Here is a 13903-nt window from a genome sequence, read left to right as displayed (position 1 = left end):
TGCCCCTGCGCGCCGCGCGGTGTGCCAGGCCGCGCGCATGATCTTCGTGCCGGCGGAACGGAAGGACCCCATGTTCGAATTCCTGCTCAGCCCCATCGCCGGTCTCATCACTCTGGGCATCGTCGTCTTCCTGGTCGGCCTGATCTACGCCAAAACCGTCTACAAGAACGCGGGGCCGGACGAGGCCCTGGTCATCACCGGCAAGAAGTCGAAAAAGACCATCGTCGACGGTGCCACGTTGGAGGAATCCGGGCAGCGCGTCGTTCACGGCCAAGGTGTGTTCATCACCCCCTTCTTCCAGAAGGCGTTCAAGATCAGCCTCCGGAGCCGGGCGATCGAGATCACGGCCCTCGCCCAGGACCAGAACGGCGTCACCCTGACCGTGGAAGCCGTCGCGATCGTCAAGGTCGGCGACGACCCGGCCGCCATCCGTGCCGCCGCGCAGCGATTCCTCGGCCAGGACAAGAACATCGACGGGTTCGCCCAGGAGGTGCTGTCCGGTTCGCTGCGGTCCTCGATCGGCGGAACCAACGTGATGACCATCATCCAGAAGCGTGACGAGCTCGGCTCCTCCGTGCTGGCGACCGCGCGGGAGTCCCTCGCGAACCAGGGAGTCGATGTCGACTCATTCGAGATCAAGGGCATCACCGACGAGAACGACTACATCCGCGACCTCGGCCGCGCGGAGCAGGCCAAGGTGCGGCGCCAGGCCGAGGTCGCCGAGCACCAGGCCAACCGGGAGGCCCAGGAGGCCTCCATCCTGGCCGAGCAGGCCATCGCCGAGGCCCAGAACACGCTGGCACTCCGGAAGGCCGCGTTGCAGCTGGATACCGACAAGGCCGCCGCGGAAGCCGCCGCGGCCAAGCCGCTGGCCGAGGCCAAAGCCCAGCAGGCCATCGTGCAGGAGCAGGAGCTCACCGCTCAGCGGCGCGCGTCGCTCCGCAAGGCCGAGCTGGAATCCGAGGTCAACGCGATCGCCGACGCCGACGCGTACCGCATCCGGGTGACCGCCAGCGCGGCGGCCGAGGCCGCCGTGGCCGGCGCGAACGCCGACCGCGATAGCCGTATCGCCAACGCCGAGGCCCTCCGCGCGGAGGGTCAGGCCGAGGCCGACGCCATCCTGGCCCGCGGTACCGCGGAAGCGACCGCCACGCGGCTGTCCGCCGAGGCCGTCGCCGAGCAGAGCGAGGCGTTGATCCAGCTACGCATGGTGGAGATGCTGCCCGAGATCGCCCGCGAGCTGGCCGCCCCGATGGCGAACATCGACAGCCTGACGGTCATCTCCACGGATGGCGCCAGCCAGCTGACCAAGAACGTCGCGTCCGGCTTCACCGAGGTCGACGGGGTGCTCAAGTCCACCATGGGCCTCGGCATCCGGGAACTGCTCGGCAACCTCGTCGGCGGAGTCGCTGCCGGTGCCTCCGCGGTGAAGACCGCCAAGCCGCAGGCGCCGCTCACGACCGCCCAGCAGGCCGACGTCGACCACGCTTTGGCCGCACCGGCCGTCGAGGCCTAGCGCCCGAAACGAGGGATCCCATGCTTGAAGCAGCACACACCAGCAGATGTCGGCGAGCATCGTCACGGTCCAGCGTCCGACGCGTCATGGCCGTTGCAGTCGGCTTGGTCATCGCCGTCGTTCTCACCGGCTGCGGCGCTGAATCGCACCGTGGGGGGTCGGCCTCAGCGACCGATTCCACCAGCTCCTCAGCACCACCCAGCGGGACCTCTGCACCGCCCACGGCGGCCTCCGCACCCTCGTCTCGTCTCGGCTTGACCTGTAGCGAGCTTCTTCCGGAGACAGTCGTCGCCGCGGCCGTAGCCCCTGGGCTGTCAGCGGTCGAGTTCACCGCGAATCCGGGTTACGCGACACCGGCCGCCTACTCCATCGGCCAGCGGGGCGGCACGGCCTGCGCTGCCAGTAACGGTGTCGTACCTGAGCCCGGCGGCACCGCCCCCGGCTATCGGGGCGTGACGCTGCTCATTCTTCCGGATTCCGTCGACCAGTGGGAACGCTACGCGACCATGTACGCCTCCGCACTCAGCACGGTGACGGCGACCTATGGGGAGGCCGGTGGAGTCCAATGCTTCGGCCGGGGCAACGATTCCAGCTGCACGGCGAACATCCTCGTTCACGGTGCCTGGATCGATCTGGAAATCCAGGGAATCGAGGTTGCCACCAACGTGGACGACCGCGGGGTAGCAGCCCGAGTGCAGCCGCTCCTTGAGGCCGTGGTCGGCCGGGTGTCGCGCGCATCTGCTGCGGGGCCGCTTTGGCAGCCGCCGGCCGATACCGCGACTCTCCCGGCCGATTGCTCGTACGCCACCGCCGCCGAAGTTGCCGACGCCCTGACCGTTCCGGGCGTCAGCATCGGTGGCGACGGAGGCTCCGGTGGCGGTTGGAGCCTGCTGGCCGCCGCTACGGAAGACGCCGGGGTGGACCGCTGTCTCTGGTTTCTGGAGGACGAGACCACGTTTGTCGGCTACATGGCTGCGCTGCACGGAGGCGCCTGGGCGTTCGATCGGGCAGCGGAGCTCCTCGTTCCCACAGGCGCCCTTCAGGTTGTCGAGGAGCCGATCGTGGGAGTGGACCGTGCCACCTTCGGCTGCGGATTCCACCTCGGGTGCAGTCTCAACGCCGTCATCGGAGGTAATTGGGTGAGACTGAACGCTGAATCGAGTCCCGAATCAAATGTCGACGAACTCAAGGCGAAATTGATCGGCCTGGCCGGTCACGTTGCCGGACGGATCAACTGATAGCGGGGTGTCGACCCTCAGCCCAGAATCAGCGGGCGATCGCCGTGCGGGTCGCCTTCAAATGAGTGTGGTGAAAATTGCCGTACACGCCCATGATGGCGGTAAGGCAGCAAAGCGTCGCGACTAATCTCGGCGGAAGGCCGGATTCGGCCGTATTTCAGCGGGTGAACGACTCCGTGGCGGCGAAGTGGAAGCGGTTCCCGGACGGGTAACGTGGTTGCTTGCGGGGCACATCCGGCCGCTCCGTGCAGCACGGCGAGCAAGGGGAGAATTCCAGATGACGGATGCCGCGATGGACCCGATCTCGGCGGTCGCGCCCCGCCTCGCCGGCCGGGCATCCTCCAGCCAGCGCTGGTCGAACCTGATGTTCGTGCACTGGCGTGTCGACGCGGCACTCGTTGCGCCGCTGCTGCCGGAGGGCCTGGCGCCCGACGAGTTCGACGGCACCAGCTGGGTCGGGCTGATCCCGTTCGTGCTCGACCGGGCCACCGTCTTCGGCAGCCCGCCCATTCCCTACTTCGGCACCTTCGTCGAGGTGAACGTGCGCCTGTACGCGGTGGACGCGAACGGGCGCCGCGGCGTGGTCTTCGTGTCGCTGGAGGCCTCCCGCCTCGCCGCGGTGCTGGCCGCCCGGGCACTGTTCTCGATCCCGTACATGTGGTCTCGAACCCGCCTCGAGGTTGCGGCGGGGGAGTACCGCTATACCTCACGCCGCCACCTGGCCGCCGCGGCGCACACTGACATCGTGGTGCGGCCGACCGCCCGTCCGGTCGTCGGCGACCCGCTCGCGGACTTCCTGACGGCGCGCTGGGCGCTGTTCACGCGCACACGAGGCCGTACGATGCACCTGCGGAACCACCACGAACCGTGGGAGCTCTTCCAGGCCGAGCTGATCAGTCTCGATGACACCCTGCTCGCCGTGGCGGGGTTCCCCGGGCTGGCCGGACGCGCGCCGGACTCGGTGCTTTACTCACCCGGTGTCACCACCTGGTTCGGTGCCGCCGGCTGAGCCTCGCCGGGATTGGTGAGGCTGAACTGCGTCCTCCACAAACCGGGTTTGATCGGGTTATCCACAGTGCGTTTGTGGGTGGGTGGATGCTGCGGACAGTGTCGGTGGGTGCCCGTAACGTGTGTGTCATGAAGCCCTCATTCATCGAAGAGCAAGAGGCCCTCGCGGCGCATTTCGAGGCGATCGCGGCGGCCGAACGGGCCATCGCGCAGGCGTTCGCCCGGCGGGCGGACCTGGTCGAGGCGGGTCGCCGGTTCGGGCAGGCGCGGGCGATCGCGGCGGCGAGGCTGCCGGGGTCCCGGTGGGGTGCCGCCGAGGTCGCGGAGCGGGAGTTCGTGAGCGAGCTGGCCTGCACGCTCCGGGTTCCGCGGCGTACGGCGGAGAACCTGATCGCGGAGAGCCGGGCCCTGGCCGACGAACTTCCCGCGACCCGCGCCGCGCTGGCGACCGGGGAGATCAGTTACCAGCAGGCGAGGGTGGTGATCGATCAGGCGTGGTCGGTGCCGGAGGAGGCGCGGCCGGCGTTCGAGGCGGAGGTGCTGGGGTCGGCAGGCACGCTGACGGCGTCGAAGCTCAAGTGCCGGGCGCGGCTGCTCCGGGAGCGCCTGCATCCGAGGACGATCACGGCCCGGCACCAGAAGTCCATCCGGGACCGGGCGGTGTTCTTCGAGCCCGAACCCGACGGTATGGCGTCGCTGACTCTCTATGACACAGCGGAGAAGGTGGCGGCGGCTCACGAGCGGGTGATGCTCGGCGCGGTGAGCCTGCAGGGCCCGGAGGAGGAGCGCACGCGGACCCAGTTGACGGCGGATGTGTTCGCGGACATCATCCTCGACGGGGTCACCCCGTCCGGAGTGGGCGAGGGCATTCGGGGCGCGGTGAACGTGACCGTTCCGGTGTTGACCCTGATGGGGGTAAGTGAGGAACCGGGGTTTCTGGAGGGGTACGGTCCGATCGACCCGGACACGGCTCGGCAGATCGCGGCCGGGGCGCCGAGCTTCAGCCGCATCCTGGTGCACCCGGAGACCGGGGCGGTGCTCTCCGTCGGCCGCGACCGGTTCCAGGTGCCCAAAGATCTGAAACGGTTCCTGCGGGTGCGGGACAAAACGTGTCGGTTCCCCGGCTGCAACCGGTCGGCGGCGCACTGTGATCTCGACCATTCCCTGGATTGGCAGTTCGACGGGCTGACCGCGCACGACAACCTCGCCCATCTATGCCCAGGGTGTCATGCATTGAAAAGCGAGACCGGATGGCAGGTGCGCCACCTCGGCGACGGATTGCTGCAGTGGACGTCACCGACCGGGCGCACCTTCGTGAGCGAGCCGGCCACGATCATCCGCCCGGCGTCACCTGTGCCGGCACGTGCACCGGCGCGCACGGGCGCGGCGTCGCAGGTTGAAGCCGAGCCCGCGCCGTTCTGATCGGCGGGAGCGACAGACGTCAAGTTCGACCAGTCCCTCGATCGCCCACCCGAAGCCGGCAACCGACTTCGAGGGGGCCGGCGAAGCCTGGAGCTACGCGCGTGCGCTCAGGTCGAGAAGTCGGTCGCGGTCGCGTCGGTAGAGTGCGGCGTGGTCGACGAAATCATTGCGACCGGTGTCGGTGGCACGTCGGTCCGTGAAAACGGCAAGATCTGCCAGGCGGTCTGCTGCTGTACGCAGAATGGCGGCCTGGGCGAAGTCATAACCGTAGGCACGAATGAGTGCAGCGAGCCGACCCGGGCGAGCATCCGAATCCGGCACGTCCTCGTCTGTGTACTCGCCGAGCGGGACCAGCCGATACGCGAGGTAAGCGAGATCCCAGATCCGAGGCCCGGGGGAGGCCATGTCGACATCGATCAGGCCCGTGATGTGCCCGTCTTGGAAAACCATGTTGTACGGAGCGACGTCGTTGAGGCACATCACCTCGATCGGCTCGTGCGCAGGCAGCTGCCATATGTCGGCTCGATGCGCGAGTGGCACGCTGGCGTCATGTACGCGCCGGAGCAAGGCCCCGGCCTCGAGCAGAATCGTCCGCGACCACATCCAGGGTGGCATCGGGTAATTGCCGACGATCCCCGGGAGGTAGGAGAGTACCTCGCGGCCCTCCTCGTCCAGGCCGAATGGCTCAGGGATTTCCGTCACGCCCGCCGCGCGGAGTGTGGTCAGAAGCTGATGGACCGCGGGAGTCCAGGGTCCGGACGGGCGGTGAACGGTGTCGCCGACCCGCACGACCGTGCTCGAGTTCCCTCCCACCAGAACCTCTTCATCCATTAGTCCAACCTAAGGGCCGCACGCGGTACGCACGCAGGGATGTCGAGCGAACGGCCCGACTATCGATATCTTCCGGATGTCAGAACTTTCGCAGCAGTGTGTCCCGACCTTGAGACACGTTCCAACGTTCGGTCGCATTATCGAGAAGACACACGGCCTAGGTGGTTGATTTCAAACCAGCCAGCCGGAGTACGGCTGATAGGCCTTCGGGAGTTCCTGGCCAATGTCGTTGGACCGCTTCACGACCCGCCCGGCGAGTCGCGAAGCGCAGAGCGATTGCGACCACGATTGCGTCGTCGGCGTAGCCGAGAACCGGGATGAAGTCCGGAATTAGGTCAATCGGCGACAGCAAGTAGACCAAAAGAACGGCAAGCCAGATTCGAACACCAAACGACACTTTGCGATCGCCCGAGAGACGGTTGAGCAGCCGTGCGACATCAGGCGCGAGGCGCAGAAGGTCAGGGAGCGAAAAACCGCCAGGGTGCCGCCTCTGTTCCAGCCAGAGGACAAGAACCAGGGCCAACCACAACACCACCAAACCGCCCAGCATGCCCAGCACGACTTCCAACCAGGACGTCATGAGCGGCGATCGGTGGAGGTCATATTCTGATTCTCGCATTGGGGACCGGCCACATCCGCTGCGGACAAAGAAGCGTGCAAGCACAATCAATTTCCGAGGTGCCTTCGGGTCGAACCGTGGATGTCTCGGTATCACGCACGCCCATCGTCCGTGGATTCCGTGCGCTGGACAAGCTGAGCCGCCGAAAGCCGGTCCCGGGTGCCGTGCCCGGCGCGACCGAGAACGTCGCGTCCTGAGCCGAAGCACCGGCAGGCCCGTCAACCGTCAGGCGGGAAACTCCCACCGGGCCCGGGTGGCATCAGCCGGACCAGGCACCCCGACCCCGTTCAGCGCCGGCGTCCGGATGCCGTCGCCGCGGCCAGCGAGACGCTGTGGGGACTGCTCGCCACGCACGGTCTTTTCGCCTCGGGCATGGTCGGCGTTCTGCTGGCCTCCCTGGCCCTCGTCGGCTGCCTGAACGCCTGGCGCAGCGGCAAGTCCCTTGCAGCGGCGAGTCCGTCTCCTGACGCGCGGGATGCGGGCAGGGGGAGTGCTGCCCCCCTAGAATCTGCGGTATGGCACTCCTCTATCAGGCCGAGCTGCGGCCGTCGAAGATCGAACTCATCGAGGCGTGGGCGCCGACCCAGCCGTGGTGTGAAGGCAGCGACGGCGCGAGCTTCACGAGCGTTGGCTCGTTCCGCTTCGACGACCCTGATGGCGAGGTCGGAATCGAAACCATACTGGTCACGGTTGGCGACGGCCCCGTTCTGCAGATACCGCTGACCTACCGTGGCGCACCGCTCGTGGACGGTGAGGCCTGGCTCATCGGTACGATGCAGCATTCAGTGCTGGGCCGGCGGTGGGTGTACGACGCTACCGGAGACCCCGCGTATCTGACGGCTGTCGCCACGGCCGCGCTCACGGGTGGGCGCCAGGCCGATCAGTACATCGACATCGACGGAGAGCGGGTCCTCCGTGAGTCGACGGCAGTCGTCGTCGGAAGCGGGAAGAGTGACACACCCTTGCCCTCGCTGTCTTCGGCCGGCCCGGTGTCCACCCGGCACGATCGTGGCACGACGGTTGTGGAATCGGGCACCCTCCGACTGGTCGTGGAGCGGCTGCTCACCCGGCGTGACTCCCAGAGCCGGGGATCGAGTCGGCCCGCCGCTTTCGACGACCACGCGCCAACAGCCGTATTGACCGGCACCTGGACGGACCAGCTCTCTCCGCAAACACTCGTTCAGGTCCAAATCCAGGTGCAGGCTCACTGAGTGGACGACGTCACCCTCACCCTTCCCACCGGATCCGCGGCCCTTCGGCGTGCCGTGTTGCAGGATCTGACAGCAATCGTGGGACTCCTTCATCCGATTCCATCAGCGCGTCAAGAGGCGACACGGGCAGTTCGGAGGATCGCCCCGCCTACGAGCGGGTAGGGCTCCGTCAGGCGAGCAGGCCGAGGAACCGTCCCGCGAGCCCCGCGCACGCAATCGTCGCGACGAAGAACACGGTCACCCAGACCACGCCCGGGATGTGGGTCAGACGGGCCAGCTGATCGGCGTCGGAAGTGGTGCCACGGCTCCGTGACCGGGACCGCTGCAGTTCGACCACGGTGCGCACCGCTCCGAGCAGCAAAAACGCGGTGATCAGCAGGACGAAGACGCTCTGCACCGGGGGGGTGCCGAACCAGGTGATGCCGAAGACCAGGCCCGCGGTGACGAGCACGGACCAGAGCCCGAACCAGTTGCGGATCTGCACCAGCAGCAGCGCCAGGGCCGCCAGCAGCAGCCACAGCAGGCCGATGTCGTACCCGAGACTGAGCATCCGTGCGGCGCCCAGCCCCAGCAGGGCAGGAGCCGTGTAGCCGGCCAGCAGGGTCAGGACCATGCCGAGTCCGCGCGGGCGCCCGCTGCTCACGGTCAGCCCGGAGGTATCCGAGTGCAACCGGATGCCACCGAGCCGCCGGCCGCTGAACGTCGCCACCACGGCATGGCCACCCTCGTGCGCGATCGTGATGACGTGGCGGCTGACCCGCCACAGGGCCGGCACCAGCACGAGCACGGCGGCGGCCACGATGGTCAGCCAGGCGGTGACCGCGGGCAGAGGTTCGTTGCGGGCGGAGAGCTGCCCCCAGATTTCGCTCAGCCCGTCCATGGTTGTCAGCCTAGATGAGACCGACCGGGAGCCATATACTGACCGCAGATACCGGCTACCAGTGAAAGGACCGTTTCTATGAGTGCTTCGGACAAGATCAAGAACGCCACCGAGGAGGCCGTCGGAAAGGCCAAGGAGTCCGTCGGCAAGATGACCGACAACGAGCGTCTCGAGGCTGAAGGAAAGGCCGATCAGACCAAGGCGAACCTCAAGCAGGCCGGTGAGAACGTGAAGGATGCGCTCACAGACTGACCGAGCCGGTTTCAGCGACCGACAATCGAACCGTCAAGCGAACCAACAACCAAAGAAAGGCAGGGGAGAATCATGAACATCCTCCTCATCGTCATCGCAATCATCGCCGTCGCTCTTCTCCTCACCGGAGGATTCGTCGAGTCGCTCAACTTCCTGATCTGGGTAGGCATCGTGCTCGTCGTCATCGCCGTGATCGTCTGGCTGGTCCGGATGATGTCCGGAAAACGGACCTGATCGGGCTGCGGCCAGTCGACTTCGACCCGCACCGTCAAACGAGAAAAGCCCCGGATTTCCGGGGCTTTTCCTGTGTGTGGGCGATACCGGACTCGAACCGATGACCTCTTCCGTGTGAAGGAAGCGCGCTACCAACTGCGCCAATCGCCCCGGCGGTTCATCTACAACCGCGAGTTCCGATACTAGCCCAGACCGGGCGGAAGGCGCACATCGAGGGGGCCGCAACACGCCGGGGAGGCTCGGTTTGAATATGAACCGGAGTATCGGCTAGAGTCTTCAAGCGCGCAGAAATGCGGGCAGTTGCGGATGTGGCGCAGTGGTAGCGCATCACCTTGCCAAGGTGAGGGTCGCGAGTTCGAATCTCGTCATCCGCTCGAATGGGATCGGCCGTGAGGCCGGTTCTTTTTGGTACGAATCCCAAGTGGTGGGTTGGCCGAGAGGCGAGGCAGCGGCCTGCAAAGCCGTCTACACGGGTTCGAATCCCGTATCCACCTCCACTTCTGGAAAGTCATTCTGGAAAATGGGCGATTGGCGCAGCGGTAGCGCGCTTCCCTGACACGGAAGAGGTCACTGGTTCGATCCCAGTATCGCCCACAGTTCTTGTGCGAGACAGATAAACCCCCGGTAACTCGGGGGTTTTTTCTTTCCCCGCGACTGGCCCGAAATCCCGGTGAAGTCGGGCCCTCCTCGGTCTCGCCGCGATGAATCGCCGGGGAGGGTGCGGCGGGGTCGGTCGGAATCGGCTAGAGTCTTTCAAGTCAGCGGAAACGTTGACAAGTGCGGATGTGGCGCAGTGGTAGCGCATCACCTTGCCAAGGTGAGGGTCGCGAGTTCGAATCTCGTCATCCGCTCGAATGGAATCGGCCGTGAGGCCGGTTCTTTTTGGTACGAATCCCAAGTGGTGGGTTGGCCGAGAGGCGAGGCAGCGGCCTGCAAAGCCGTATACACGGGTTCGAATCCCGTATCCACCTCCACTTCTGGAAAGTCATTCTGGAAAATGGGCGATTGGCGCAGCGGTAGCGCGCTTCCCTGACACGGAAGAGGTCACTGGTTCGATCCCAGTATCGCCCACAGACAAACCCCCGGTAAATCGGGGGTTTTTTCTTTGCCCAGAATGGCCGTGCCCGTCTGGGTCGAGGCGCGCCGCTAAAGTTGAGGGGGTTCGACCAATACTGAGGAGTAATACACGTGGCTGACGGCTTTGAGCTTTTCACCGACCGGTCCGTTGTCGCAATGCGCGTCAACGGCGAGCTCAAGGATCTCGCCACGACGGTGACTCCCACGGATGTCGTCGAACCGGTGACCATCGGCTCGCCCGACGGCCTCAGCATTCTGCGCCACTCGGCCGCGCACGTGCTTGCGCAGGCCGTGCAGACCGTGAACCCGTCCGCTCGCCTGGGCATCGGCCCGCCCGTCACCGACGGTTTCTACTACGACTTCGACGTCGAAGAGGCGTTCACCCCCGAGGACATCAAGTCTCTCGAGAAGGCCATGGACCGCATCATCCGTCAGGGTCAGCGGTTCGTGCGCCGCGTCGTCACCGACGACCAGGCCAGGGAAGAACTCGCGGCCGAACCGTACAAGCTCGAACTGATCGGGCTCAAGGGCGGGGCCGCGGAGACCGCCGACAACGAGTCGGTCGAGGTCGGCGGCGCCGAGCTCACCATCTACGACAATGTTGACCCGAAGACGGGGGAGACGGTCTGGAAAGACCTCTGCCGCGGCCCGCACCTGCCGAACACCCGCATGATCGGCAACGGGTATTCCCTGACCCGCCTGGCCGCCGCCTACTGGCGCGGGTCCGAGAAGAACCCGCAATTGCAGCGCATCTACGGCACCGCCTGGCCCACCAAGGACGAATTGCGCGCGTACCAGGCCCGCCAGGAAGAGGCCGCCAAGCGCGACCACCGCAAGCTCGGCGCCGAGCTGGACCTCTTCAGCTTCCCCGAGGAGATCGGCTCGGGCCTCCCCGTCTTCCATCCCCGGGGCGGCATCATCAGGCAGGAGATGGAGAACTACTCCCGCAAGCGCCACACCGAGGCCGGCTACGATTTCGTCTACACGCCGCACATCACCAAGTCGAACCTTTTCGAGACGTCCGGGCACCTCGACTGGTACGCCGACGGCATGTTCCCGCCGATGAAACTGGACGCTGAGTACGACGCCGACGGCCATATGACCCGCCAGGGCGTCGACTACTACCTCAAGCCGATGAACTGCCCGTTCCACAACCTGATTTTCCGTTCCAGCGGACGCAGCTACCGCGACCTGCCCATGCGGCTGTTCGAGTTCGGCTCGGTCTACCGCTATGAGAAGTCCGGTGTCGTGCACGGCCTCACCCGCGTGCGCGGAATGACGCAGGACGACGCGCACATCTACACCACCCGCGAAGGCATGAAGGAGGAGCTCACCAGCACCCTCAACTTCGTGCTCAAGCTGCTCGCCGACTACGGCCTCGAGGACTACTACCTCGAACTCTCTACGAAGGACCCGAAGAAGTTCGTCGGCACCGCGGAGGCGTGGGCGGAAGCGACCGACACCCTGCGCGAGGTTGCCGAAGCATCCGGCCTCGATCTCGTGGCCGACCCGGGCGGCGCCGCGTTCTACGGTCCGAAGATCTCCGTTCAGGCCCGCGACGCGATCGGCCGCACCTGGCAGATGTCCACGATCCAGCTCGACTTCAATCTGCCGGAGCGGTTCGACCTCGAATACACGGCTCCCGACGGCTCCCGTCAACGTCCGGTGATGATCCACCGGGCCCTGTTCGGGTCGATCGAGCGCTTCTTCGCGGTGCTCACCGAGCACTATGCCGGGGCCTTCCCAGTGTGGCTGTCCCCGGTTCAGGTCGTCGGCATCCCGGTGTCCGAGCAGTACGGCCCGTACCTGGACGAGATCGTCGGCCGCCTCAAAGCCGCGGGCGTGCGCGCCGAGGTCGACCACTCCGACGATCGCATGCAGAAGAAGATCCGCAACCACACCAAGGCGAAGGTTCCCTTCCAGCTGATCGTCGGCGAGGATGACCGCGATAACGGTGCCGTGAGCTTCCGGTTCCGCGACGGCACCCAGGACAACGGCGTGCCGGCCGACGAGGCCATCGCGCGCATCATCGCCGCGATCGAGACCCGCGCCCAGGTCACAACTACGGGCCAGGCCTGACATGGACCAGCACAGTGACGAGTTCGAGGGACTCGAGCAGTCATCGGAGTTCGCCGCGGTTCCGGATGCCTTCCAACGCCTCTGGACCCCGCACCGCATGGTCTACATTCAGGATGGTCAGCAGCCGCACCCGGACGATTGCCCCTTCTGCCTGGCTCCCGGCATGACCGACGAGAAGGCGCTGATCGTGGCCCGCGGCAAGCACGCCTACGTGTTGCTAAACCTGTTCCCCTACAACAGCGGGCATCTGCTGGTCTGCCCGTACCGCCACATCGCGACGTACGACGAGGCCAGCCCGGAGGAGATCGCCGAGATCGGCAGTCTCACCCAGGTGGCCATGCGCGTGCTCAAGGCGGTGTCGCACTGTGACGGCTTCAACATCGGCATGAATCAGGGCCGCATCGCCGGCGCGGGCATCGCCGGGCACCTGCACCAACACATCGTTCCCCGCTGGGCACTCGACTCGAACTTCTTCCCGATCATCGCCGGAACGAAGGCGATTCCCCGCCTTCTGGGCGATGTGCGGCGCGAAGTCGCAGGCGGCTGGCCGACGGACCAGAGCTAGCCTCACCTACCCCTCCGCGCAGGCACCCGCCGGGCGGAACCGACAACACGCAAGGAATAGAATCAAAGCTATGACTGAAACCACTTCCGCCTTTGGTTCGAGCCGCGTCAAGCGTGGACTCGCCGACATGATGAAGGGCGGCGTCATCATGGACGTCGTCAACGCCGAGCAGGCTCGCATCGCCGAGGACGCCGGTGCTGTCGCCGTCATGGCCCTCGAGCGGGTTCCCGCTGACATCCGTTCTCAGGGCGGTGTCGCCCGCATGAGCGACCCCGACCTGATCGACAGCATCATCGCCGAGGTCTCCATCCCGGTGATGGCCAAGGCCCGCATCGGCCACTTCGTCGAAGCGCAGATCCTGCAGGCCCTGAACGTCGACTACATCGACGAGTCCGAGGTGCTCAGCCCCGCCGACTACGTCAACCACATCGACAAGTGGAACTTCACGGTTCCGTTCGTCTGTGGTGCCACCAACCTTGGTGAGGCGCTCCGCCGCATCACCGAGGGCGCGGCCATGATCCGGTCCAAGGGCGAGGCCGGTACCGGCGACGTCTCCGAGGCCATGAAGCACATCCGCACCATCAAGGGCGAGGTTGCACGACTGGCCGGCCTGAGCAAGGACGAACTGTACGTCGCCGCGAAGGAACTGCAGGCACCGTACGAACTCGTCGCGGAGATCGCAGCCACCGGCAAGCTCCCCGTCGTCCTGTTCGTCGCCGGCGGCGTCGCCACCCCTGCCGACGCCGCCCTGATGATGCAGATGGGCGCTGACGGCGTGTTCGTCGGCTCCGGCATCTTCAAGTCGGGCAACCCGCAGGCGCGCGCGAACGCGATCGTCAAGGCCGTCACGTTCTACGACGACCCCAGCGTGATCGCATCGGTCTCCCGTGGGCTCGGCGAGGCCATGGTCGGCATCAACGTGTCCGACCTGGCGGCGCCGCACCGCCTCTCCGAGCGCGGCTGGTAGCCAC

Annotated in this window: 12 protein-coding genes, 7 tRNA genes and 1 pseudogene; 16 read left to right on the top strand and 4 right to left on the bottom strand. The window is 66.2% G+C overall.

The window, feature by feature from the left end; genetic code table 11:
- Window positions 1-37 precede the first annotated feature (37 nt).
- The 4 genes from E3T23_RS12565 to E3T23_RS12550 all read left to right on the top strand — a co-directional run bounded on the left by E3T23_RS12565 (window position 38) and on the right by E3T23_RS12550 (window position 5184).
- Window positions 38-1516, top strand: a complete 1479-nt coding sequence (locus E3T23_RS12565; RefSeq protein WP_134370765.1) for a flotillin family protein — start codon at window positions 38-40, stop codon at window positions 1514-1516.
- A gap of 254 nt (window positions 1517-1770) precedes the next feature.
- A complete protein-coding gene (locus E3T23_RS12560) occupies window positions 1771-2754 on the top strand; it encodes a hypothetical protein (protein WP_134370764.1) in 984 nt (327 codons plus the stop codon).
- Window positions 2755-3031: 277 nt separating this feature from the next.
- Entirely contained in the window at window positions 3032-3763 is a 732-nt protein-coding gene (locus tag E3T23_RS12555; RefSeq protein WP_134370763.1) for a YqjF family protein, read from the top strand.
- A 128-nt stretch (window positions 3764-3891) separates the two neighbouring features.
- Window positions 3892-5184: an HNH endonuclease signature motif containing protein gene (locus E3T23_RS12550; RefSeq protein WP_166806284.1), complete on the top strand. Its 1293-nt coding sequence runs from the start codon at window positions 3892-3894 to the stop codon at window positions 5182-5184.
- 93 nt (window positions 5185-5277) lie between these two features.
- On the opposite strand, the gene E3T23_RS12545 is transcribed toward E3T23_RS12550, so the two are convergent.
- A complete protein-coding gene (locus tag E3T23_RS12545; protein ID WP_134370761.1) occupies window positions 5278-6015 on the bottom strand; it encodes an aminoglycoside phosphotransferase family protein in 738 nt (245 codons plus the stop codon).
- Window positions 6016-6300: 285 nt separating this feature from the next.
- Window positions 6301-6385, bottom strand: a pseudogene (locus E3T23_RS16040) (YkvA family protein); the annotation flags it as partial.
- Window positions 6386-7149: 764 nt separating this feature from the next.
- Here E3T23_RS16040 and E3T23_RS12535 point away from each other — a divergent pair.
- Entirely contained in the window at window positions 7150-7845 is a 696-nt protein-coding gene (locus tag E3T23_RS12535) for a CG0192-related protein (protein WP_134370759.1), read from the top strand.
- Window positions 7846-8014: 169 nt separating this feature from the next.
- Here the strand turns inward: E3T23_RS12535 and E3T23_RS12530 are convergent, their stop codons facing one another.
- Window positions 8015-8725 (bottom strand): M50 family metallopeptidase, encoded by a 711-nt coding sequence (locus E3T23_RS12530; RefSeq protein WP_134370758.1) that lies wholly within the window; start codon window positions 8723-8725, stop codon window positions 8015-8017.
- Between the two features lie 78 nt (window positions 8726-8803).
- Here E3T23_RS12530 and E3T23_RS12525 point away from each other — a divergent pair, with 78 nt between their 5' ends.
- Together E3T23_RS12525 and E3T23_RS15280 are read left to right on the top strand one after the other, a co-directional pair.
- Window positions 8804-8977, top strand: coding sequence for a CsbD family protein (locus E3T23_RS12525; protein ID WP_134370757.1), 174 nt, complete (start codon window positions 8804-8806; stop codon window positions 8975-8977).
- Between the two features lie 72 nt (window positions 8978-9049).
- On the top strand, window positions 9050-9211 hold the full coding sequence (locus tag E3T23_RS15280) for a hypothetical protein (RefSeq protein ID WP_166806283.1): 162 nt from the start codon (window positions 9050-9052) through the stop codon (window positions 9209-9211).
- Window positions 9212-9288: 77 nt separating this feature from the next.
- Here the strand turns inward: E3T23_RS15280 and E3T23_RS12520 are convergent.
- A tRNA-Val gene (locus E3T23_RS12520) sits at window positions 9289-9361 on the bottom strand.
- A 152-nt stretch (window positions 9362-9513) separates the two neighbouring features.
- Between E3T23_RS12520 and E3T23_RS12515 the strand changes: the two genes are divergently transcribed.
- The 9 genes from E3T23_RS12515 to pdxS all read left to right on the top strand — a co-directional run bounded on the left by E3T23_RS12515 (window position 9514) and on the right by pdxS (window position 13899).
- Window positions 9514-9585 (top strand) — tRNA-Gly (locus E3T23_RS12515).
- A gap of 49 nt (window positions 9586-9634) precedes the next feature.
- Window positions 9635-9708, top strand: a tRNA-Cys gene (locus E3T23_RS12510).
- A 25-nt stretch (window positions 9709-9733) separates the two neighbouring features.
- Window positions 9734-9805 (top strand) — tRNA-Val (locus tag E3T23_RS12505).
- 185 nt (window positions 9806-9990) lie between these two features.
- Window positions 9991-10062 (top strand) — tRNA-Gly (locus E3T23_RS12500).
- A 49-nt stretch (window positions 10063-10111) separates the two neighbouring features.
- A tRNA-Cys gene (locus E3T23_RS12495) sits at window positions 10112-10185 on the top strand.
- A 25-nt stretch (window positions 10186-10210) separates the two neighbouring features.
- Window positions 10211-10282: transfer RNA gene (locus tag E3T23_RS12490), tRNA-Val, on the top strand.
- A 162-nt stretch (window positions 10283-10444) separates the two neighbouring features.
- Window positions 10445-12367, top strand: coding sequence for a threonine--tRNA ligase (gene thrS, locus E3T23_RS12485; RefSeq protein WP_241977906.1), 1923 nt, complete (start codon window positions 10445-10447; stop codon window positions 12365-12367).
- 1 nt (window position 12368) lies between these two features.
- Window positions 12369-12932, top strand: a complete 564-nt coding sequence (locus E3T23_RS12480) for an HIT family protein (protein WP_134370755.1) — start codon at window positions 12369-12371, stop codon at window positions 12930-12932.
- A gap of 70 nt (window positions 12933-13002) precedes the next feature.
- Window positions 13003-13899, top strand: coding sequence for a pyridoxal 5'-phosphate synthase lyase subunit PdxS (gene pdxS / locus E3T23_RS12475; protein ID WP_134370754.1), 897 nt, complete (start codon window positions 13003-13005; stop codon window positions 13897-13899).
- The last annotated feature ends 4 nt before the right edge of the window (window positions 13900-13903 follow it).

This window comes from Cryobacterium cheniae (genome assembly GCF_004403395.1).
Classification (GTDB): domain Bacteria; phylum Actinomycetota; class Actinomycetes; order Actinomycetales; family Microbacteriaceae; genus Cryobacterium; species Cryobacterium cheniae.
Note: the sequence above shows the minus strand (reverse complement) of the source record. Positions and strands in the feature narration are given on the sequence as shown.

Excerpts from the sequence above, each read along its gene's own strand:
- E3T23_RS12530 (WP_134370758.1), bottom strand. The coding sequence starts at position 8,725 with ATGGACGGGCTGAGCGAAATCTGGGGGCAGCTCTCCGCCCGCAACGAA.
- pdxS (WP_134370754.1), top strand. The coding sequence starts at position 13,003 with ATGACTGAAACCACTTCCGCCTTTGGTTCGAGCCGCGTCAAGCGTGGA.
- thrS (WP_241977906.1), top strand. The coding sequence starts at position 10,445 with ATGCGCGTCAACGGCGAGCTCAAGGATCTCGCCACGACGGTGACTCCC.
- E3T23_RS12480 (WP_134370755.1), top strand. The coding sequence starts at position 12,369 with ATGGACCAGCACAGTGACGAGTTCGAGGGACTCGAGCAGTCATCGGAG.
- E3T23_RS12545 (WP_134370761.1), bottom strand. The coding sequence starts at position 6,015 with ATGGATGAAGAGGTTCTGGTGGGAGGGAACTCGAGCACGGTCGTGCGG.
- E3T23_RS12555 (WP_134370763.1), top strand. The coding sequence starts at position 3,032 with ATGACGGATGCCGCGATGGACCCGATCTCGGCGGTCGCGCCCCGCCTC.
- E3T23_RS12535 (WP_134370759.1), top strand. The coding sequence starts at position 7,150 with ATGGCACTCCTCTATCAGGCCGAGCTGCGGCCGTCGAAGATCGAACTC.
- E3T23_RS15280 (WP_166806283.1), top strand. The coding sequence starts at position 9,050 with ATGAACATCCTCCTCATCGTCATCGCAATCATCGCCGTCGCTCTTCTC.
- E3T23_RS12565 (WP_134370765.1), top strand. The coding sequence starts at position 38 with ATGATCTTCGTGCCGGCGGAACGGAAGGACCCCATGTTCGAATTCCTG.
- E3T23_RS12525 (WP_134370757.1), top strand. The coding sequence starts at position 8,804 with ATGAGTGCTTCGGACAAGATCAAGAACGCCACCGAGGAGGCCGTCGGA.
- E3T23_RS12550 (WP_166806284.1), top strand. The coding sequence starts at position 3,892 with ATGAAGCCCTCATTCATCGAAGAGCAAGAGGCCCTCGCGGCGCATTTC.